Annotated in this window: 14 protein-coding genes; 9 read left to right on the forward strand and 5 right to left on the reverse strand. The window is 66.0% G+C overall.

What is annotated here, in order from left to right:
- Positions 1 to 12: 12 nt before the first annotated feature.
- Entirely contained in the window at positions 13 to 1,650 is a 1,638-nt protein-coding gene (locus FBZ87_RS04825; protein ID WP_145609232.1) for a DEAD/DEAH box helicase, read from the reverse strand.
- Between the two features lie 754 nt (positions 1,651 to 2,404).
- Here FBZ87_RS04825 and FBZ87_RS29100 point away from each other — a divergent pair.
- The 4 genes from FBZ87_RS29100 (at position 2,405) to FBZ87_RS04840 (ending at position 10,163) form a co-directional block, all read left to right on the forward strand.
- Positions 2,405 to 2,569: a hypothetical protein gene (locus FBZ87_RS29100; RefSeq protein ID WP_186454582.1), complete on the forward strand. Its 165-nt coding sequence runs from the start codon at positions 2,405 to 2,407 to the stop codon at positions 2,567 to 2,569.
- Between the two features lie 204 nt (positions 2,570 to 2,773).
- A complete protein-coding gene (locus FBZ87_RS04830) occupies positions 2,774 to 5,083 on the forward strand; it encodes a beta strand repeat-containing protein (protein ID WP_145609233.1) in 2,310 nt (769 codons plus the stop codon).
- A 281-nt stretch (positions 5,084 to 5,364) separates the two neighbouring features.
- On the forward strand, positions 5,365 to 6,735 hold the full coding sequence (locus FBZ87_RS04835; protein ID WP_246134240.1) for a tetratricopeptide repeat protein: 1,371 nt from the start codon (positions 5,365 to 5,367) through the stop codon (positions 6,733 to 6,735).
- A gap of 41 nt (positions 6,736 to 6,776) precedes the next feature.
- Positions 6,777 to 10,163, forward strand: coding sequence for a beta strand repeat-containing protein (locus tag FBZ87_RS04840; protein WP_145609234.1), 3,387 nt, complete (start codon positions 6,777 to 6,779; stop codon positions 10,161 to 10,163).
- Positions 10,164 to 10,277: 114 nt separating this feature from the next.
- Here FBZ87_RS04840 and parE read toward each other — a convergent pair whose 3' ends face one another.
- Positions 10,278 to 12,266, reverse strand: a complete 1,989-nt coding sequence (parE, locus tag FBZ87_RS04845) for a DNA topoisomerase IV subunit B (RefSeq protein WP_145609235.1) — start codon at positions 12,264 to 12,266, stop codon at positions 10,278 to 10,280.
- 134 nt (positions 12,267 to 12,400) lie between these two features.
- Here parE and FBZ87_RS04850 point away from each other — a divergent pair, with 134 nt between their 5' ends.
- The gene (locus FBZ87_RS04850; protein ID WP_145609236.1) at positions 12,401 to 12,796 is read left to right on the forward strand and encodes an acyl-CoA thioesterase; all 396 of its coding nucleotides are present in this window, start codon (positions 12,401 to 12,403) and stop codon (positions 12,794 to 12,796) included.
- A 222-nt stretch (positions 12,797 to 13,018) separates the two neighbouring features.
- On the opposite strand, the gene FBZ87_RS04855 is transcribed toward FBZ87_RS04850, so the two are convergent.
- The 3 genes from FBZ87_RS04855 to FBZ87_RS04865 all read right to left on the reverse strand — a co-directional run bounded on the left by FBZ87_RS04855 (position 13,019) and on the right by FBZ87_RS04865 (position 16,876).
- Complete coding sequence (locus tag FBZ87_RS04855) at positions 13,019 to 13,264, reverse strand: hypothetical protein (protein WP_088871635.1); 246 nt, start codon at positions 13,262 to 13,264, stop codon at positions 13,019 to 13,021.
- Positions 13,265 to 13,537: 273 nt separating this feature from the next.
- The gene (locus tag FBZ87_RS04860; protein WP_145609237.1) at positions 13,538 to 13,966 is read right to left on the reverse strand and encodes a response regulator; all 429 of its coding nucleotides are present in this window, start codon (positions 13,964 to 13,966) and stop codon (positions 13,538 to 13,540) included.
- A 207-nt stretch (positions 13,967 to 14,173) separates the two neighbouring features.
- Positions 14,174 to 16,876, reverse strand: a complete 2,703-nt coding sequence (locus FBZ87_RS04865; protein WP_186454583.1) for a M1 family metallopeptidase — start codon at positions 16,874 to 16,876, stop codon at positions 14,174 to 14,176.
- 270 nt (positions 16,877 to 17,146) lie between these two features.
- On the opposite strand from FBZ87_RS04865, the gene FBZ87_RS04870 reads away from it, so the two are divergent.
- The 4 genes from FBZ87_RS04870 to FBZ87_RS04885 all read left to right on the forward strand — a co-directional run bounded on the left by FBZ87_RS04870 (position 17,147) and on the right by FBZ87_RS04885 (position 21,717).
- Positions 17,147 to 18,331 carry a YdcF family protein gene (locus FBZ87_RS04870; protein WP_145609239.1) on the forward strand — a complete coding sequence of 395 codons (1,185 nt, stop codon included), beginning with the start codon at positions 17,147 to 17,149 and terminating at the stop codon, positions 18,329 to 18,331.
- A gap of 112 nt (positions 18,332 to 18,443) precedes the next feature.
- Complete coding sequence (locus tag FBZ87_RS04875) at positions 18,444 to 18,836, forward strand: RidA family protein (RefSeq protein ID WP_004272210.1); 393 nt, start codon at positions 18,444 to 18,446, stop codon at positions 18,834 to 18,836.
- A 14-nt stretch (positions 18,837 to 18,850) separates the two neighbouring features.
- Positions 18,851 to 19,384, forward strand: coding sequence for a GNAT family N-acetyltransferase (locus FBZ87_RS04880; RefSeq protein ID WP_145609240.1), 534 nt, complete (start codon positions 18,851 to 18,853; stop codon positions 19,382 to 19,384).
- Between the two features lie 89 nt (positions 19,385 to 19,473).
- Positions 19,474 to 21,717, forward strand: a complete 2,244-nt coding sequence (locus FBZ87_RS04885) for a molybdopterin-dependent oxidoreductase (RefSeq protein WP_145609241.1) — start codon at positions 19,474 to 19,476, stop codon at positions 21,715 to 21,717.
- The last annotated feature ends 119 nt before the right edge of the window (positions 21,718 to 21,836 follow it).

Consider the following 21,836-nt stretch of genomic DNA (forward strand, 5'->3'; position numbering starts at 1 on the left):
CGCCGTTCGCCGTCACGCCTCGGGCGTGTCGGAACCGTCAAAAGTTTCCGGTGGAACAGCGCGGGCCAGGGGACGGGCAACACGCAGCATGAAAGCCGGCACATCGTCGCCGAAGCCGACGACCGTCGGGCCGTCGTCCTCGTCCCGCCAGCGGCGGCGCGGTTCGCCCCGGTCATCCTGGCGCGGGGGACGGGTGTCGTTGCGGCCCCCCTCGCTCCGGCCGCCCTCGCGGGCTTCGCCCCGGTTGTCGCGGCTCCGGTTGCGGTCACGGTCACGGCCGCCCCGCTCCGGACGGTCTTGGCGCTCCGGCCGTTCAGGCCGTTCCGGGCGCTCCGGCCTGCGGGCCTCCACCGTTTCCTCCGCCACGGTCGCGGCTTCGGCCTGGACCTCGCGCGGGGGTTCGGAGGCGGCATCGCCCCGGCTGCCACCGCGGCGGCGGGGGCCCTTGGTTTCGCCGCGCGGGCTGGCGCTCCGGGCTGAACGGCGGCGGCGGCCGCCCTCGCTCTCGCCCTCGGACATGTCCGGGGTTTCCAGACCGTCGATCATGATGCGCGGGATTTCCCGGCCGATCAGCTTTTCGATGGCGCCCAGGGTGCGGCTGTCGTCCGGCGTCGCCAGCATGAAGGCGCGGCCGGTCTTGCCGGCGCGGCCGGTGCGGCCGATGCGGTGGACGTAGTCGTCGGCGTGGTGGGGCACGTCGAAGTTGAACACGTGGCTGACACCGGCGATGTCGATGCCGCGGGCGGCCACGTCGCTACAGCACAGCAGCGAGATTTCTCCCTGACGGAACTGCTCCAGCGTCTCGGTGCGCTTGGACTGGACCATGTCGCCGTGCAACGCGCCGGCGTTGAAGCCGTGCTTGGTCAGGGACTGGTGCAGCACGGCGACGTCGCGCTTGCGGTTGCAGAAGATGAAGGCGTTCTTCACCTCTTCCGTCCGCAGCAGATGGCGCAGGGCCTCGCGCTTGTCCTCATTGCGCACCATGGCCACCGCCTGCGTGACCGTGGCGGCGGGGGAGGCCGGCGGGGCCACCGTGATCTCGCGCGGGTTCATCAGGAAGGCGTCGGCCAGGCGGCGGATCTCCGGCGGCATGGTGGCCGAGAAGAACAGCGTCTGGCGCATCTTGGGCAGCAGTCCGACGATGCGCTCGATATCCGGGATGAAGCCCATGTCCAGCATGCGGTCGGCTTCGTCGATCACCAGGATCTTAATGTCCGACAGCAGGATGTTGCCGCGGTCGAACAGGTCCATCATGCGGCCGGGGGTGGCGATCAGGACGTCGACGCCACGCTCCAGCTTCTTGATCTGGTCGCCGAAGGACTCGCCGCCGATCAGCAGCGCCATGTTCAGCTTGTGGTACTTGCCGTAGATCTCGAAGTTCTCGGCCACCTGCGCTGCCAGCTCGCGCGTCGGCTCCAGGATCAGCGAGCGCGGCATGCGGGCGCGGGCACGGCCGGACGCCAGAATGTCGATCATGGGCAGGGTGAACGACGCCGTCTTGCCGGTGCCGGTCTGGGCGCAGCCCAGCACGTCGCGGCCCTGCAGCACCCAGGGGATCGCCTTTTCCTGAATCGGGGTCGGCTGGCTATAGCCCGCGTCTTCAACCGCGCGAAGGACTTCCGGGCCTAGCCCAATTTCCGAGAAAAGCATGCGACCTTGTATCTGTATGATGTGCGTCGTTAAAGGACGGGACCCGGCGGAACCGCCGCGCCCCCCTTTGGATCAAGTGCCGGGCCGGCGGGGCCGCCATCCCACGCCAAGCCCGTCTTCAAACGGGATCGGGGCCGCATCCAGGCCTGCACATGGCGGCCCGGCGCCGCCTATACCGGAACCACGCGCGACTTGGCGGAAGTCGCGGCATGATCTAGGGTCGCGCGTTCGATATCAATTCCAGCCCGCAAGGGCAAGGATTTCCTTTAATGTCAACTGTTGTGTCATCTTCCGCGCCCGAGTCCGGGGTAAAAGGGAAGCCGGTTTTTATCCTGCCGCCGGGTTGATTGTGCGACGTGCCCTCGTCGCGTCCTCCGGATGCAGCAGCTGACGACCGAACCGAGGGCGGGTGCCCAGCCTGGCCGCCGCCGAGTCGATGGCGGAGGCCATCCCCGCGCCCGCCTGACGGTCACCAGCCGGTGCGGCCATCTGTCGCCCCATCTGCTGCCCCATCTGCCACCCCGGGGACCGGTGAGCGGCAACGACAAGTCTCATATGGGAATGGCTAGGCGTGACCTGAGGCGGCGCCAGGCGGATGTTGAGCACCGGACGGCCCTTGTTTTGGCCCGCGGAAGCCCCATCATCATCAATAGATGACACGACTTTGTCACCTGGCCGGTTGCGCAGCCCGCGAGAACTGGTCTAGGCTTCCCTTGTTGGCTCAACCGCCCCTTGCTTCATAAGGACGATATCCATGGTCACCATCGGCATCGCTGCTTTCCTCGGCCTCAGCCTGCTCGCCGCGCTGTCCATCGCCGCCGTGAAGCCGGCCGAAGCGAATGCCCATAATGGGCATGGCGGACACGGCCATGACGATCATAATCACGGCGGCCACGGTCACGGCGGCCACGGCCACTGAGCTTCTCCACTACCGATTTCCGGTGATGGGCGGCGCTAGGCGGGCAGCCTGGCCGAACATCCGGTTTGTTTGAAAAAGGCCGCAGCAATGCGGCCTTTTTCTTGGCCGCGACCAAGCTGAGCCCCGATATAATCTTATGCGCGGTGTACAACCCTCCGGGTGATCGCCATATGGCCACCTTGCGTGTTTGTTGGGGAACGCACGATGGCCACTATTGTCACCGCAAATAATCGTTCGACGCTGGCGAACAGCGGCACGCTGGTCGTGCAAGGGAACCGCGACACCATCGTCGGGTCCGGCAACACCATCACCCTGTTGCAGTCGATCATCAACGGCGTGACCAGCATCGTTGGCGGCGGCAACACCATCGTCGACAGTTTCGCGGGCAACACCATCGCCGTGGGGGGCGGGGTGATTTCCGTCACCGCCACCGCCGATGTGATCACCCTCATCGGCGGCGGCAACATCGTCAACATCAATAACAACAACACCGTCGTCGACAGCTATTCCGGCGACCATGTGTCCTTCAACGGCTTCGCCTCGAGTTTCACCGGCAGTCTGAATTTCCTGACCATCGCCAAAAGCGGCGGCCTGACGGTCAACGGCACCGGCAACCAGGTCACCATGAACGGCTCGGGCACGCTGAACCTCAACACCTCGGGCAACTCCGTCACCGACCTGGGCGGCAACTCCACCATCGTCCTGGCCGCGACCAACCTGGTGGAAACGGTGACGGGCACGGGCGACACCGTGTTCCTGAACTACGCCAGCAACGCCCTGTGGGTGGGCGGCAGCAACATGGTGGTCCAGGCGGCGGGCAACACCATCCATGTCCTGGCCGGCGCCAGCAACGTGACCGTGACCGGTTCGAAGAAGGGGGCCAACCGCCTTTACGCCGGTACCGGCACCATCACTACCCAGTCCGACCTGGCGCTGAACGGCGACGGCACCTCGCTGAACTTCCTGTCCGGCGGGAGCGCCACCTTGACCGGCCCGGCCAGCGCCAGCCCGACCACCATCCTGGGCCGCGGCGCAACGCTCACCGCCGCCGGGCCGGGGTTCAACGTCAGCTTGGCGGCCAATGGCCAAACCGTGCTGGGCAATAGCGGGACCATCGCTGTGGCCGGGACCGGCGACCTCATCTCCGGCGCCGCCAACACCGTCACCGTGGCGCAAGGGGCCGCCGCCACCATCAGCGGCACCAACAACATCGTCACCGTCAGCGATGGCGGCAGGGCCGTCGTGCAGGGCGCCGGCAATATCGTCACCGCCCTGGGTGGCGCCACCGTGGCCGCGACGGCCGCCGCCACGACGGTGGTGGGCAACGCCACGGGCGCGACGCTCTCGGGCTCGGCCGCCGCCACCATCCGCTACGACGCCAGCGGCATGACCATCAACCTGGTCAGCGGGCGCGCCTCGGTCACCGGCGGCAGCAAGGTCGATGCGCTGACCAACGTGGGCATCCTGCTGGCTACCGGCAACAATGACACGCTAATCGCGGGCAGCGGCGCCACACTGTCGCTGACCGGCACGGGCGACCAGGTCACCCTGACCGGCGGACGCGACGTCGTGGTGGGCAGCGCCGCCAGCCGCGCGACCATCACCATCTCCGCCAGCAACAGTGCCGAGAGCATCAGCGCCACGAGCAATAGCATCCTGGTGCAGGGGACGGGGGATACGCTAACCCTGGCAGGCACGGGCAATCAGGTGACCACCGCAGCGGGCGGCAGCGTGATCCTGGCCGCCAAGGCCAGCGCCACCCTCAATGGTGATGGCAACACCGCGACCATCGCCAGCGGCGCCAGCCTGACGGTGACCGGCAGCAGTGATACCATCACGGCTTCCGACGCAACGCTGACGGTGGCGGCACCCATTGGCGCGGCGGAGACGGTCAACGCCACCAGCACCGCCATCGCCCTGACGGTCGCCGGCGAAACCGTGACCCTCAACGGCACGGGCAATAGCGTGACGGCGGGCAGTGACGCCATCACCCTGGCCGCCAAGTCCAGCAACACGGTCAACGGTTCCGGCAACGTGATCACGGTCGGCGCCCAGGGCGGCCTGAAGATGACGGGGGCCGGCAACACCGTCACCCTGACCGGCAGCGGGGACACGCTGAACCTGACCGGCACCGGCAACAAGATCGTCATGGCCGGCAGCGGTGCCGCCGTCTCCCTGTCCAGCAACGGGGTGGGCGCCAGCGGTGAGCTGGACCTGTTCGTCACCCATGACAAGGTCTGGCTGCAGCGCGCGGGCAACGATTTGGTGGTGGAGCAGCTGGGGGCGGGGCAGGCGGCGCGCCTGGCGAATTGGTTCGCCAGCACCAGCGCCGAGGTCGCCACCATCAAGGCCAGCGATGGCGTGCTGCTGACGCCTGCGGACGTGACCACCCTGTTGGGCAAGATGACCACCTTCACCAACGGCCACGCGGGTTTCAACCCGCTGACCACCAGCCAGAGCAGTACCGGCAACAGCTATTACGCCGGTGCCCTGAACGGCGTCTGGCACAGCTGAGGGCCGTAGCCTTGGTTACTGGGGCGTACCCGCACGGCGTACTGTTTACATTCCCGCCATCGATTCGCGGAAAAATCATTTGCTGATGTGCGATCAGGTATCTTAGATGGAGGCGCCATCGGGGCGTGGCATGTGAATCGATAGTCTTAATCGTGATCATGTTTCGGACCTGCGCCGACCCGTGGGGAAGCAACGACGATGTGACCGTGCAAGCGCGACGACCTGACGCCCCGTTCCTTATTGCTGGAACAGGTGTCCCCGTGTCTGTGTCCGCTGCTGGTATGATCACTTTGCCCCTGTCCAGTTCCGAGACGTTGCGCCGGGCCACGGCGTTGCACGACCAAGGCGAATACGCCGAGGCGGAGGTGTTGATCAGCGGCGCCCTGGCCCGGGACCCCGGCAATGCCGACCTGCTGAATGCCCGTGGCGTCATGTTCGCCCAGATGGAACGCCACCTGGACGCACTGTGGTGTTACCGAGACGCCGTGGCTGCCAATCCACGCGGATCGGGCATCTGGACCAATCTGGGCAATGCCCTGACCAAGCTGAAGTACCTGGAGAGCGCGGTGAACGCCCACCGCCGGGCCATCGAGCTGGCGCCGAACGACGTGCTTCTCCATCACAATTTAGGGACCTCGCTGGCGGAGGCTGGCAACCATGGCGAGGCTGTCATGGCCTTCAGCCGCGCGATGGAACTCAATCCGGAATTCCATAAGGCGCGATGGGACCGGGGGCGCAGCTATCTCTATCTCGCCAACTATCGGCAGGCCTGGCCCGATTACGAGGTGCGGCTCATCAGCGGCCAAGTGCCCGCACGGGACCTGGCCAGCACCAAGTGGGATGGGCAGCCCTACGCCGGCCGGCGCCTGCTGCTGCTCTGTGAACAAGGGTTCGGCGACACGCTATGGGCGGCGCGTTACCTGTCTCGCGTGAAGGCGTTGGGCGGTGAACTGACCGTTGAGTGCCAGCGGGAGCTCATTCCCCTGCTGGCGGATCTGGGGATCGCGGATCGCCTGATCCCCTGGGGCGAGCCTCTGCCCGAGGCCGATCTCCACGCCCATTGGTGCAGTCTGCCCGGCCTGTTCACCCAGGACCTGGCCACCATCCCGGCGCAGCCCTATCTGCGGGCGCCGGTGGACCGCCGCGCCAAAGCGGCCCAGGTGTTGGGACCGCGCGACGGCCGCCTGAGGGTGGGTGTCGTCTGGTCGGGCAACACCAGCTTCAAGCGCAACCATGAACGGGCCCAGCCCCTGATGCGCTTCTTCCAGGCCTTCGCCCTGCCCGGCGTCCAGCTCTACAGCCTGCAGAAGGGGACGCCGGAGAAGGCGCTGAGCGAGTTGCCCCGGGGCGGCCCCATCATCGACCTGGCCCCTCACCTGGGCGATTTCGCCGACACCGCCGCCTTCGTGGAACAGATGGACCTGGTCATCATGACCGACAGCGCCGTCGCCCACCTGACCGGTGCCCTGGGCAAGGAGGTATGGGTTCTGCTGGGCGATGTTGCCCACTGGCTGTGGCTGCCCGGCCGTGCCGACTGCCCCTGGTATCCGACCATGCGCCTGTTCCGCCCCCGCGCCGAAGGCGACTGGGACCACGTCTTCGACCGAGCCTCGCTGGAGCTGACGTTGAGGACGCGGATTCTGGAGATGTAAAAATTCGATTTGCGTGACGACAACTAAAAATGAGGAATATTATGGCTTCAGTGACCCAGGATGGGGTGTCCTACACCTTAAATTCGGCTGATCCTACGGTTTTTGTTTCTGGAAACAACGACTATATTAGATCTGATAGTGGGTCGGTGATTTTCAATAGGAGTGCGTCTCATGGAAACATTACGATTGCTGGATCAAATGACAGTATAACGGACAATTATGTACTGAATACAATAACAATATCTGGATCAAATGATACGATAAGTGCCAGCACTGATTATATCTATCTCTCGAATTATATTAGTGACATAAATTCCATTACCGTTCTTGGGGACAATTCGGTATATGGTCAATTATCTAGCGGTGGAGATACAATTAAATTCGGTAGGCTTTCTAATCAAGTAAATCAAGGATCGATTGCCTACCAGACGTTCACTGGCGGCGGCGACAATCTTATTTTGTCGAATTCGGTCGCGTTGACCGTGAATGCTCTGGTGGGGAATTCTGCCGGAAACAAAATAACCATGGGTTCCTATGATACACTTTATCTGAATTCTAGTGGCAATACCATTTCCCTTACGGGTGGAAATTCTACGGTCAATCTAAGTTCTGGCGTTTCCGGGAACACAGTCAAAGTCCAAACAACAACGGGCAGCGGCACCGTTACTGTCAATGGAGCAGGGACCCTCAACTCCATCGCTGCCAGCAGCGGTACAATTGCGACCAGCGGTACAGTGACTGTCAACGACTCTGGCAACATTCTGTGGTTAGCTGGTGCGCAGGCGACGTTGAGCGGCATTGCCGCTAATCTCACCCTCAATGCCACTGCGGCCACCACTGTTTTGACCGTTACGGACACTGGCAAGGCCTTTACTGTGGGCGGCGGAAATCAGGTGTCGCTGATCGGCAGTAGCGAGACGGTGACGATGAATAGCGGCACGCTCGTTAACAGCAGTGGCAGCAACACCTTGGTGGCCAGCGGCAGCAGCACACTTATCGCTGCGGCGGGCACGTCGGTGCTGGTTGGTTCCGGCAGCGGGGCGACGCTCAAGGTGACTGGCGGTTCGGCCAAGGTCCGTTATGACGCCAGCAATATGACCATTAATCTATCGACTGGTCATGCGACGGCTTCCAACTCCTCCACGTCGGATGCCCTCATCGGCATCAGCAGTGTGATCGTAAATGGCGGCACCGACACCATTACTCTGGGCGCCAGCCAGTCGGCTACCCTCTCTGGTAGTGGCAACTCAGTCAGCGCGGCAAACGGCGCCAACGTTACGATTGCGGGGGGCGGCTATCAAAACACCGCCAACGAAGTGACTCTTTCCAACGGCATCATGGCCTTGACCGTGGACGCACGGGCCAACTTGACAGGCTCCGGCAACCATGTGAGCTCTGGCAGCAACGACAATGTCGGTGTAACAGGTGACAACAATACGCTGACCGCCACTGGCAGCGGCGACGGGTTTTGGATCACCGGCAGCAATGACAAGGTCATTGTTCAAGGCACCCAAGCCCAAATCAATGGCAACAGTGTTGCCATTTCGCTCTCGGCCAATGCCAGCGCCACGCTGAACGGCAACGGCAACACCGTCACGATGGCTTCTGGTAGCGCGCTGCACATCACCGGCGGTGGCCGAGTCGCGTCCACCAATACCGTCACCCTGTCCAGTAGCACGGTGACCCTTGATCAGGACAGCCGTGCCGACCTGACGGGCAGTGCAAATCAGGTCACAATCACCGGGACGGTGAATGTCGCTGTGAGTGGAACCCAAAACACCATCACATCGACGGCCTCCGGCAGCGGCATCTACGTTGGAGGTGCCGCCAGTGGCGGTTCGACGGTAACAGTTAGCGACACCGGCGGCAGCAACACCATTTATGTATACGCCAACACGCAAAGTGCGGTGGATGTTCTGACCGTCACCGGCAACGGTGACATCATCAACATGAACAGCAACTGGAACCTGACGCTGTCCGGCAGTGGCAATACCGTGGGTATGATTGCGGGTGAGACGATATCCATCACTGGCGGGGGCGAATTCGCGACTGCCAATACCGTTACACTTTCCAACGGCACCTTGATCCTGGGGCAACACGCACGGGCCAACTTGACAGGCTCCGGCAACCATGTGACATCGGGCAGCAATAACAATGTCGGTGTGGCAGGTGACAACAACACGCTGACCGCCACGGGCAGCGGCGATGGATTTTGGATCACCGGCAGCAATGACACGGTCATTGTCCAAAGCACCCAGGCTCAAATCAATGGCAGCAATGTCGCCATTTCGCTGTGGGCCAATGCCAGCGCCACGCTGAACGGCAACGGCAACACTGTCACGATGGCCTCGGGCAGCGCGCTGCACATCACCGGCGGTGGCTGGGTGGCAGCCACCAATACCGTCACCCTGTCCAGTAGCACGGTGACCCTGGATCAGGATAGCCGGGCCGACCTGACGGGTGATGCCAACCAGGTCACCATCACCGGGACAGTGAATGTCGCTGTCAGCGGAACTCAAAACACCATCACGGCGACGGCCTCCGGCAGCGGCATCTTCGTTGGTGGTGCCGCTGGTGGCGGCTCGACGGTTACCGTTAGCGACACCGGCGGCGGCAATACCATTTATGTGTACGCCAACACGCAAAGTACGGTGGATGTTCTGACCGTCACCGGCAACGGCGACACCATCAACATGAACAGCAACTGGAAGCTGACGCTGTCGGGCAGTGGCAATACCGTGGGTATGATTGCGGGTGAGACGATATCCATCACCGGCGGGGGCGAGTTCGCGACTGCCAATACCGTTACACTTTCCAACGGCACCTTGATCCTGGGGCAGCACGCACGGGCCAATCTGACCGGTTCCGGCAATCAGGTGACGCTGGGGAACAACGACAATCTCGGTGTGGATGGCAGCCATAACGTTCTGACGGCTACGGGTTCTGGTGACGGACTCTGGATCAGTGGTGCCAGCAACACGGCCAATATCAGCAATGGCTCTGTCTTTGTGGGCGGCTCACAGACGGCGATCAACGGGGATAACAATGCTATCACGCTCTATGCGGGTGTCGGCGCGACGGTAAGCGGTAAAAATGAGCTCATCTCCACCGTAGGCGCCAACACCACCGTCGCCCTCTCCACCAACGGCGTCGGCCCCAGCGGTGAACTGGATCTGTTTGTGACCCATGACCAAGTCTGGCTGCAGCAGTCGGGCAATGACCTGATTATTGATCAAGTTAATGGAACCCAGGACGTGACATTGAAGGACTGGTTCCTTCAAAGTCCTGGTGGGACCTATGATCATCAGGTCGCCACGATCAAGGCCAGCGACGGCGTCACGCTATCCAGCGCAAGCATCACCAACTTGTTCAGCACCTCTCACACCGGGGCCAGCGACAGCGTGCTGCTCAACTCCTGGAAGTCCTGACGGTTGGGCGGCTCCCCGAGATGTCTGGGGGCCGCCCATCCTCCACAGGCTGAAAACCAAAACGCCCGGACGGAGACTCCCGTCCGGGCGCTCGCCTAAGCTTTCAGCCGGCGCTTAAACGTCCAGGTCCTGCGCGAACTTGGCGTTTTCCTGGATGAACTTGAAGCGCAGCTCCGGTTTGCGGCCCATCAGGCTTTCCACCAGGCTGGCGGTGTTTTCCGCGTCGTCCTTCTGCTCGGGGTCGCGGACGTCCGGCACGGTCACGCGCAGCAGGGTGCGGCGCGCCGGATCCATGGTGGTTTCCTTCAACTGGCTGGGCTGCATCTCGCCCAGGCCTTTGAAGCGGCTGATCTCCACCTTCTGGTTGGCCTTGAACACGCTCGCCAACAGCTCGTCCTTGTGGGCGTCGTCGCGGGCGTAGCGGACGTTGCTGCCCTGGGACAGGCGGTACAGCGGGGGCAGGGCCAGGAACAGGTTGCCGTTCTCGATCAGCGCCGGCATCTCGCGGTAGAAGAAGGTCATCAGCAGCGAGGCGATGTGGGCGCCGTCGACATCGGCGTCCGTCATGATGACGATGCGCTCGTAGCGCAGCCGCTCGGCAGAGAACTCCTTGCCGGCGCCGCAGCCCAGGGCCTGCACCAGGTCGCTCAGTTCCTGGTTGCCGCGCAGCTTGTCCGTGCTGGCCGAGGCCACGTTCAGGATCTTACCGCGCAGGGGCAGGATGGCCTGGGTCTCGCGGTTGCGCGCCTGCTTGGCGCTGCCGCCGGCGCTGTCACCTTCGACGATGAAGATCTCGGTGCCTTCGGAGCTTTGGCGCGAGCAGTCGGCCAGCTTGCCGGGCAGGCGCAGGCGGCGGGTGGGGGCCTTGCGCGCCATGTCCTTGGCGGCGCGGCGCCGCGCCCGCTCCTCCGCCTTTTCCACCAGGCGGTCCAGCAGCACCTTGGCGGCGTCAGGGGACGCCGACAGCCAGTGGTCGAAATGGTCCTTGATGGCCGCCTCGGTCAGGCGCACGGCCTCCGCACTCACCAGCTTTTCCTTGGTCTGGCCTTGGAATTGCGGATCGCGGATGAAGACAGACAGCAGGATGGTGGCGCCGTCCACCACGTCCTCGGCCGTCAGGGACGGGCCCTTGCGGTTGCCCACCAGCTCGCCATAGCCTTTCAGGCCGCGCGTCAGCGCCTGGCGCAGACCCTGCTCATGGGTGCCGCCCTGGGGGGTGGGGATAGTGTTGCAATAGGTATGGCTGAAGCCCTCGTCATCCTCGGGCCAGGCCACGGCCCATTCCACCCGGCCGGCCTGGTTGGGGAAGTCGGCCTGGCCGGCGAAGGCGGTGGGGGTGACGGTGCGCCGGTCCTTCAGGGCCGACATCAGATAGTCCAGCAGCCCGTTGGGGAAGTGCAGGGTCTCCGCCGCCGGCACGGGGCTGTCGTCGGCCAGCAGCGAGGGATCGCAGCTCCACCGGATTTCCACGCCCCGGAACAGATAGGCCTTGGACCGCGCCATACGGTACAGCCGCTCCGCCTTGAAATGCGCGCCTTCGCCGAAAATCTGGGCGTCGGGGTGGAAGCGCACCAGGGTGCCGCGGCGGTTGTTCACCGGGCCGGCGTTCACCAAGGGCGTCAGGGGCGCGCCGCGGCTGTAGCTTTGCGTGTACAGCGTGCGGTCCCGCGCCACCTCCACCGTCAGCTGGTCGGTCAGCGCGGTCACGACGGACAGGCCCACACCGTGCAGGCCGCCGGAGGTGGCGTAGACCTTGCCGCTGAACTTGCCGCCGGAATGCAGGGTGGTGAGGATGACCTCCAGCGCCGACTTGCCCGGGTATTTCGGGTGGTCGTCCACCGGGATGCCGCGGCCGTTGTCGCGGATGGACACGGTGCCGTCGGCCGCCAGTTCCAGGTCGATGCGGGTGGCGTGGCCGGCCACCGCCTCATCCATGGCGTTGTCCAGCACCTCGGCCACCAGATGGTGCAGGGCGCGTTCGTCGGTGCCGCCGATGTACATGCCAGGGCGGCGGCGGACAGGCTCCAGCCCCTCCAGGACCTCGATGTCCTGGGCGGAATAGCTGTCTTGCTTGCGGGCGGTATTCTGAAACAGGTCGCTCATACCCCATTATAGGAGTGGGCATCGCCGCAGTTCAAGGACCGGGGCTGCGGATCGACCCCGATAACCACCACATTTTGTAAGGATGGCCACGGCACCCTCCCACATCGGGGGTCCTGTGGTCCGGAGCATGAACAATGAACGACCAACCGCCCGCCCCCGATTTCTCCACGGCGCCGGCGCTGCGCACCTTCGCCATGCCGGCAGACACCAACGCCAACGGCGACATCTTCGGCGGCTGGGTGCTGTCGCAGATGGATCTCGCCGGCGCCGCCAAGGCCGTGCGGCGGGCGCGGGGCAGGGTGGCGACGGTGGGCATCGAGGCCATGAAGTTCTACCGCCCGGTGGCCGTTGGCGATGAGCTGAACTGCTACACCGAGATCCTGGCCGTTGGCCGCACCTCCCTCCGCGTGCGCATCGACACCTGGGTGCGTCGGGGCGCCACGGGCGAGGCGGTGCATGTGACCGAAGGCGTCTTCACCTACGTCGCCATCGGCGAAGACGGCCGCCCACGCCCGGTTGAGGCGGAGTGATTTAACTCCCGGGCCAGCAAAATCACCCCCAGCAAAAGCACCCCTAGGCCCTGACCGGGGCCGCCGCAGCGAGCACCGCCGTATACGGGAAAGGGGCGCGCAGCGAGGATAGCCAAGGGGCGGATGCCCCGCCGGCGCCTGAGGCAAACGAACAAACGAAAACAGGCCCGTTCCGATACGGAACGGGCCTGTGAACGCTAGGCCAAAGCCCCGACGAAGTGCTTAGTTGCCCTTCGGGGGTTCGGTCGTGGAGGGCTCCGGCGTGGCCGGGGCCGGGGTGGCGTCGGACGGGGCCGGCGCCGGGGTGGCGGTGCTGTCAGCCGGGGCGGCGGCCGGCGGTTCGGCGGCGGGCGCCGCAGGGGCGGCAGCCGGGGCTTCGGTCTTGGCAGGGGCCGGGGCGTCGTGCTTGTCGCAGGCAGCCAGGCCAACCAACAGAACCGGGGCGAGCATCAGGGCTTTAAAGCGCATATTCCTCTCCTTCTATGCGTCTTTACGCGCGGATTGGTTCCGCACGTCTTGACGTCGTGGCCGGAGGCTCCCGAGCCACGACAATGATTTTGCAGCACCTTCCGGCGGAATTAAGGCAACGCGGCCGGCCAATGCGGGAAACCGTGCCGGCGCGTTAACCACGACGGAACGCTACCGCCTTGATAACACGCCAGTCTGGACATCATTCCAAGCAGGAATTCGTCCTAAGCCTTTTTGACCCGGGGGCGGGCGCCACTCAACGGGGATTTCCGTCTAGTCCTTGGGTGCGGCAAGCCGCCGCAACGCCAAGTCCAGGGCCGACTTCAACTGTCCCGCCGAATATGGCTTTTGCACGAAGCCCAACGGATAGGTCAGGCTGGCCCGGGCCATGGTCTGCTCGTCCGTGTAGGCCGATAGGAAGACCGATCGCAGGCTGAATTCGTTTCTGAGTCGCCGGGCCGTGTCGATTCCATCCACCGTGCCCTTCAGGCGGATGTCCATGAGGGCCAAGTCGGGATGGCTGCTGGCGGCCAGCGCGATGGCTTCGGGTTCCGACGCCGCGATGCCGCAGACATAATAGCCCAGATCCTCGACCGTCAGGCGAATGCCCAAGGCCACCAGGGCGTCATCCTCCACGATCATCAAACGGACTGCGGCGTCATCGCCGTTGTCGGCGTCCCGGTTGATTTCTGCCTGACTCATGCTTCCCCTGACTGGTCATCCCCAACGCGATGCCTTGTGGAAGCCGCCCCCCGGCGTGCGCCCCACGCATATCCTCATGCCCAGGCCTAATGGCCAGGTCAGGACCCAAGGCCCCATTGCAACACTGTTCCTTCAGTAGGTACAGCAAGCCATGAGCCTAAACAATTCAGCCAGATGATCGAAACTTTCGGGGTTACACTTTAGGGATTATTGCTTTTGTCCCGGCGTTGGCGTTTGGGGCGGCGGGCCGGACCGCTGGGCCGCGCACAGGCGGATGCGCTCCACCGCCTGATCCACCGTGCGCCCGCCGCCCTCCAACTCGGCGGCCATGGGCCGGAAGTAGCCCTCCACCTGGTCCGCCGCCGTGGCGCTGCACAACCCCTCCAGCGGCAGGGTCAGCGCGCCCAAGGTGGCGGAGGAACCGCGGGCGCGCAGATGGGCCATATTGGCCTGAACCCAGGCCCAATAGGCGGGAACGTGACTGGATTCGCGCCCCTGGCCGCGAATCAGCATGTTGACCTCGTTCAGTTTCAGCCAAGGCGCGAACACCATGTCGCGCACCTCCGCCGCCAGGGTGGGGTCGGTCACGCGGTTCAAGGCGTCCAGCGCCATTTCCCGCTCTTCCGCGTCGGTGGAGGATCGCAGCTGATCGACCAGGGCGTTGATGTAGGGACGGCCCAGTTCCTGGGCCATGACCGCCATGCCCGTGGCCCGTATCTCCGCCGGCGGCTGGGTATCGGACTCCCGCATCAAAGCCATCAAGCGGGCCCGGACGTCCTCGTCCCGCAGTTCCAGCGCCAGGAAAGCCACCAGCCTGTCGCGCAGCAGGGCGGTGTTTTCCGGCGCCACCCGGTCCAGCTTGCCCGGTATCAGCCCCACGCGGGCCAGCACCGGCCGCCAGGCCTGCAGCAGGAACAGGCGCAGGGCGGCGCGGTCGCTGTCGGTCGGCGCCTGCTCCAGCAACTGCTTCAGCCGGGGGAAGGGCGCGGAAGCCACGTCCCAGGCCGGCACGGTGGCCAGGCTGACGGCGGCGGTGAGGTACAGCGACTGGGGCTGGTGGCCGGCCGCGACTTCGCCCCACAGGCTTTCCAGCAGGGCCAGCTGCTCCGCCGCCGGCAGGCGCGGCAGCACAGCCAGCAGCCGGCGCCAGTGTTCGGTCGTCAGCGACAGTCGGAAATAGCCGCTGCCGGTGGCGTTGGGGATCAGAACCGCCGGGCAGGCGGATTGGTTGAGGGGCAGGGCCTGGCGCGCGGCGGTCACCATCATGCAGGTGGTGGCGCCGCCCGCGCCCGGCCGCACGCACAGGGGCAGGGTCCAGTGCGCCGCCGTCGCGGCCTCGGAACCCAGGGGGCGGTAGCGGCGCTGGGCCGTCAGAACCTGCAGCCCGGTGCGGGGGCAGGTCCAGCCCAGCGACAGGCGCGGCACGCCCGGCAGGTTGATGTAGGAGCGCAAGGAGTCGACCAGCACCGGGTCATGCACCGTGTCGGCCAGGGCGCCGAAGAAATCCTGGGCCGTCGCCACGCCGTCGATATGGCGGCGCAGGTGCGTTGCCACCGCCTTGCGGAAGGCGTCGGGGCCGATATAGCCCTCCATCATCGACAGCACGCCGGCCCCCTTGCGGTAGGTGATGTTGTCGAAGGCGGTTTCGATGTCGCTGGTGGTGGCGATAGGCTGGTGGATGGTGCGGGTGGAGGCCAGGGAGTCCAGATCCATGGCCTCCAGCGCCTCCTGCTCCACCACGCGGGCGGTCAGCATGCGCGGCTGCCAGGCATCCACCGCCTTGGGTGCCAGCCAGCTCGCGAACGCCTCGTTCAGCCAGATGTCCTCCCAGCCGGCCGGCGTCACCAGGTCGCCGAACCATTGGTGGGCGATTTCATGGGCGTGCAGCACCAGGAAGCGGCGGCGCGCGTCCACCGTGTCATCGGCCTTCACCAGCAGGCGCTGCTCGCTATAGATGATGGTGCCGGCGTTCTCCATGCCGACGGCGTCGAAGTCGGGGGCCGCGATCAGGTCCAGCTTGCCGTACGCGTAGGGGATGCCGAAGTAGCGTTCCATCGTCAGGAACAGGCCGGGCGTGACCGACAGGGCATAGGCCAGGCGCGGGCCCTTGCCGTGCAGGGCCACGCCGCGCAGAGGGATGGGCCGGCGGCGGGCGCCGCTGGGCGGAATGGTCGGGCCCTTCACGATGTCCAGCGGCCCCACGGCGAAGGCCAGCAGGTAGGTGGGCAAGGGCCGGGTGGGCGCGAAGGTCAGGCGCCGGCCGCCGCCGGGCACCGCCTCCTCCCGCACGGGCAGGGTGTTGGTCACCGCCTCATCCCCCGCCTTCACCGTCAGCGTGATGTCATAGGGCGTCTTGAAGCGCGGCTCGTCGAAGCAGGGCCAGGCCTGGCGGGCGCTGATGGCTTCGAACTGGCTGAAGGCGTAGTTCAGCCCCTTCTCGCTGACGCGGTAGAGGCCATCCAGCGAAGGGTCGAAGGGGGCGGTGTAGGTGAAGCGCAGGGTCAGGGTCTGCGGCGCCAGCGACCGGGGGAAGCCCATGCGGGCCACGCCGTCCGGTGTCACTTGGTCCCAGGTGGCGGGCAGATGCTCCCCTGCCGCCGTCACCACCTCAGCGGACGCCATGTCCAGGTCGCGGCCGTTCAGCCAGATATGGTCCGCCGCCTTGCTCAGCGCGACCTTGATCTCCACTTGGCCGGAATATTCGGTCTGGTCCGGGTCTATGGTCAGGTTCAGGCGGTAGCGCAAGGGGCGCGCCGTATCGGGCAGGCGCACGGTGGGCACCACCTCTTCCGTATCGCCCTGCGCCTTCAAGGGCTTGGGCTTGGCCGCCCAGGCGTCGGCCCGGGGCGGCAGCAGGGCCGCGAGGACCAGGGCCAGGAACAGGACCGTGAGGCGGGGCAGGGCGGGCAAGGTGGTCGGTGTTTCCTGGCTGGGCGGTCGTCGAGTGCCGCGCACTATGACCGTGAGGTTCCACAGCGCGCAACGTCCCGATGCGGCTAGGGCTTCGGGAAAGGGGTGGCACCCGCGCATGGTCATGCAAGCGACGCTGTTCCCGTGTAGGGTGTCGCGACTTTAACGGACCGAAGGCTTGGAAATATGCGGTGCTGGGCGCGTGCGGCGGCGATTGCGGTGATGGCCGGAATGGCGTGGACGGGGGCGGCGCGGGCAGCGGAGCCCACGATGCCGGCTGCCAAGCCGCTGGTCTATAGACAGCCCCTGCGCGACAAGCTGTTCTATGGCTTGAGTCTGCTGTCCCGCGACCCGCAGGCGCTGGCGGCCGTGGCGACCGCGCCGGAACTGAACCGCCTGGCGGCGGAGCGCCGTGCCCGGGCGCGCGGGGCGATAGAGGCCTGTGGCGGCGACACCGGCTGTTACATCCGCGGCTTCGACTGGTCGGACGCGGAGGTGGCGGCCGCCGGCCAGGCTTTGGCATCCGCCCTGAAGACACGTCCGGAGGCCGCGCGACGTCTGGCGGCTGCCCTGGACGCCAGCGGCCTCTACCCGGCGATGCCGGGCCAGGACGCCGACGTGGTCGTCCGCGCCTGGACCCAGGCCGCGACCACCGCCCACCACATTCTGGTGGTCTACGGCCTTGGCGAGAAATCACGAGGCCCTGCCATCGACGGCCCCGCCTATGACGTGGCCACGCCGGCCTATGGCACGCTGGTGAAAAGTGCGGTCTCCGTCCTGGTGGATGGTCTGGTGGACGACAGCCCGTTCTTTGAGCCGACCGAGGCCTTCGCCCTGCTGCTGTTGCAGATCAATCGCCGGGATGAGGCCGGTCGGTTCGAGCCCATGGAGGCGGGCGAGAACAAGGCGGCGGTGGCCCGCCTGAAGACCGTCCACTGGGCCAACTATCCCTATACCGCCCTGGTGGTGCCGGGCTATGGGCCGGAGACGGCGGGCGTGGCCCTGTCGGCGCCCGGCCTGTTGCGGGTGCAGCTGGCGGCCAGGCGCTGGCATGACGGCAAGGCGCCGGTCATCATCGTCAGCGGCGGGAACGTCCATCCCAACCAGACGCCCTATAATGAGGCGCTAGAGATGAAGAAGGCCCTGGTCCAGGACTATGGCGTACCGGCCGACGCCATCCTGGTGGAGCCGCACGCCCGCCACACCACCACCAATGTGCGCAATGCCGACCGCCTGATCTATCGCTACGGCATACCCATGGACCGCAAGGCCCTGGTGGTCACCGACATCGGCCAAAGCAGCTACATCACCGAGGACCGCTTCGCCACCCGCAACCAGGAGGACCTGGGCTATGTCCCCTTCACCGGGCTGGAGCGGGTGTCGCCCTTCGACGTGGCCTATCTGCCCACCCTGTCGGCCCTGACGCTGGATGCCGGCGACCCGCTGGATCCCTGAAGCGCATCAGCCCTGCTTTCCCGCTGCTGGCTAACAATCCAACGACGGCTATGGTGTGCGCGCAATTAAACTGCGCCAGCATTGAGCCCGGCGAATAATAGGGAACTGTATCATGGGTAGGCAGAAGGTTGAGGTGGCGTCCGCCTGGGGCGAGGCCATTGGCTATTCGCGGGCGGTCAAGGCCGGCGACCTGATTTTCGTGTCCGGCACCACCGCCAGCGGCGGCCCGGACGGCAAGGCCTTCCACCCCGGCGATGCCGGCGGCCAGGCCAAGGTGATCCTGGAGCGCATCGTGGCCGCCCTGGCCGAGCTGGGCGCCGGGCCCGAGCATGTGGTGGAGACCCGCATCTATCTGACCGACATGGCGACTTGGCAGGATGTGGGCCGTGCCCACGGCGCCGTCTTCGGCGGGGCCAAGCCCGCCACCACCATCGTGCAGGTGGGGCCGCTGATCTCGCCCGACCTGCTGGTGGAGATCAGCGCCACGGCCTCGTTGGCGCCGTAAGGCTGGTGCGGGGCATGGCGCTGACCGTCAGGCAGGAGGGCCCGGATGACGCCGCCGCCATCGCGGCGGCGGTGCGGCGGGCCTACGCCGACGTGCCCTACAGCGATCATCGTGAGCATCTGATGATCGCCCGCCTGCGCGGCAGCGCCGCCTGGATACCGGCGCTGTCGCTGCTGGCGGAGGAGGATGGCCAGGTGGTGGGGCACATCTTGCTGACCCGGGCTGCCATATGCGGGGCCCGAGGTTCCACCCCGACCTTGGCCCTGGCGCCCCTGTCGGTCGTGCCGGAATGGCAGGGGCGTGGCGTGGGCGGCCGCCTGGTGAGGGCGGCGCACCAGCGGGCACGGGACTTGGGCTATGGCTCCGTCGTCCTGGTCGGCATCCCGGACTATTATCCCCGCTTCGGTTACCGGCCCATGGCGGACCATGCCATCGCCGTGCCCTTCACGGTGCCGGCGCGGAACTGCATGGTCCTGGCACTGACGCCCGATGGCCTGAGCGGCGTTGAAGGCATGGTGCAGTACGCGCCGGAATGGATGGACGGCTGAGGGACGGGCTAGCGACCGCTAGCGTCCATACTGGACAGCGACACGGTCACCGCCGATAGTTGGGCCACAATAATCTGGGAGGCCCGCCCGTGACTGGTACTGAAACCATCGCCCACCGCATCTGCCCGCTGTGCGAGGCGTGCTGCGGCCTGGAGGTCACGCTGGTGGACGGCGCCGTCACCCGCATCCGGGGGCACGAGGCGGACGTGTTCAGCCACGGCTACATCTGCCCCAAGGGTGTCGCGCTCAAGGATTTGCATGAGGACCCCGACCGGCTGCGCACGCCGCTGATCAAGCGCGACGGCCGCTTCGTTGAGGCCACGTATGAAGAGGCCTTTGCCGAGATCGAGCGGCGGCTGACGCCTCTGCTGGAAGCCCACGGCCGGGACGCGGCGGCGACCTACATCGGCAACCCCGCCGCCCATAAGATGGGCCTGCTGCTCTATACGCCGGTGCTGGCGCGGGCGCTGGGCACGCGCAACATCTACTCCGCCTCCACCCTGGACCAGATGCCCAAGCAGCTGTCCAGCGGCCTGATGTTCGGCCATTGGCTGAGCATTCCCGTGCCGGATATCGAGCGCACCAAGCTCATGGTCATCCTGGGGGGCAACCCCATGGCGTCCAACGGCAGCCTGTGGACGGTGCCCGACTTCCGCGGCAAGGCCCTGGATCTGAAGGCGCGGGGCGGCCGGCTGGTCGTGATAGACCCCCGGCGGACGGAGACGGCGGCCCTGGCCGATGAGCATCACTTCATCCGTCCCGGCAGCGATGTCTTCCTGCTGGCGGCCCTGGTCCACACCCTATTTCAGGAGAACCTGGTGCGGCTGGGCCGGCTGGCGGACCATGTGACGGGTGTTGAGGAACTGCGTGCCGCCGTTGCCCCCTTCACGCCGGAACGGGCCGCCGCCCACACCGCCATCCCCGCCGACACCATCCGCGGCCTGGCGCGGGACCTGGCGGGCTCGGTGCCGGCGGTGCTGTACGGCCGCATCGGCACCTGCACCCAGGAATTCGGCACCCTGGCCAGCTGGCTGGTCGACGTCGTCAATGTCCTGACCGGCAATCTGGATGCGCCCGGCGGGGCGATGTTCCCCAAGGCCGCCGCCTTCGCCGCCAATACGGTGGGGAAGGGCGGCACGGGGCGCGGCGTGCCGCTGGGCCGCCGCCGCTCCCGCGTGTCGAACGCGCCGGAGGTGTTCGGTGAGCTGCCGGTGGGATGCCTGGCGGAGGAGATCGAGACGCCCGGCGAGGGCCAGGTGCGGGCCCTGTTCACCGTGGCCGGCAACCCCGTCCTGTCCTCCCCCAACGGTGACCAATTGGCGCGCGCCCTGGACCAGCTGGGCCTGATGGTCAGTGTCGACATCTACCTGAACGAGACGACCCGCCATGCCGACGTCATCCTGCCCGGCGTGTCGCCCTTCCAGGACAGCCACTACGACGTGGCCTTCCCCCAGCTGTCCTACCGCAACCATGCCCGTTACAGCCCGGCGCTGCTGCCCCGAGGTGAGGGCGTTTTGGCGGAATGGCAGGTGCTGCTGAAGCTGGCGGCCATCGCGGAAGGCAAGGGCGCCGACGCCGACCCGGCGGCTTTGGACGACGCCATGGTGGCGGCGGAGGTGGGGCGCTGGGCGGGGGAACACACCGCCGCCGTCCTGGCCGCCGTGTCGCGCTGGACGGGGCCGGAACGCCTGCTGGATCTGGCCCTGCGCGGCGGCCCCTATGGCGACGGCTTCGGCCGCAAGCCGGAGGGACTGACCCTGGCCAAGGTGACGGACAGCGTCGGCGGCATCGACCTGGGCGCCCTGCAGCCCCGCATTCCGGAGGTGCTGCGCACCCCCAGCGGCCGCATCGAGCTGGCGCCCAACATCCTGGTGGCGGACCTGGCCCGCGCCGTGGCGACGCTGGACCAGCCGGCGCCGGACTTGGTGATCATTGGCCGTCGCGATCTACGCTCCAACAACAGCTGGATGCACAACCTGCCCATCCTGGCCAAGGGGCCGTTCCGCTGCACGGTGCTAGTGCACCCGGATGACGCCCGCCGCCACGGCGTGGTGCACGGCGGCAGGGCCCGCCTGTCCCGCGCCGGTCGGGCGATCGAGGTGCAGGTGGCCGTCAGCGCCGACATGATGCCCGGCGTCGTCAGCCTGCCCCACGGCTGGGGCCACGACGCCGATGGCGCCCGCCTGGGCCTGGCCAGCCAGCGCCCCGGCGCCAACCTCAATGCCCTGCTGGATGAGACCCTGCGCGATCCGCTGTCCGGCAACGCCGTGCTGAGCGGCGTGCCAGTGACGCTGGAGCCGGTGCCGTTGCCGGCGATCCAGGCGGCGGAGTAAATACAAACTAGTTCCAAGTATCTGTCAGAAATCTAGTTCGATATTCAATTAAATGAGATATATGAAGTCTGATTTCAGGCGCAATAAGCAAAAATCCATATCTCAAATGGGCGCCCCTA

Source organism: Nitrospirillum amazonense (genome assembly GCF_007828035.1).
Classification (GTDB): Bacteria; Pseudomonadota; Alphaproteobacteria; order Azospirillales; family Azospirillaceae; genus Nitrospirillum; species Nitrospirillum amazonense.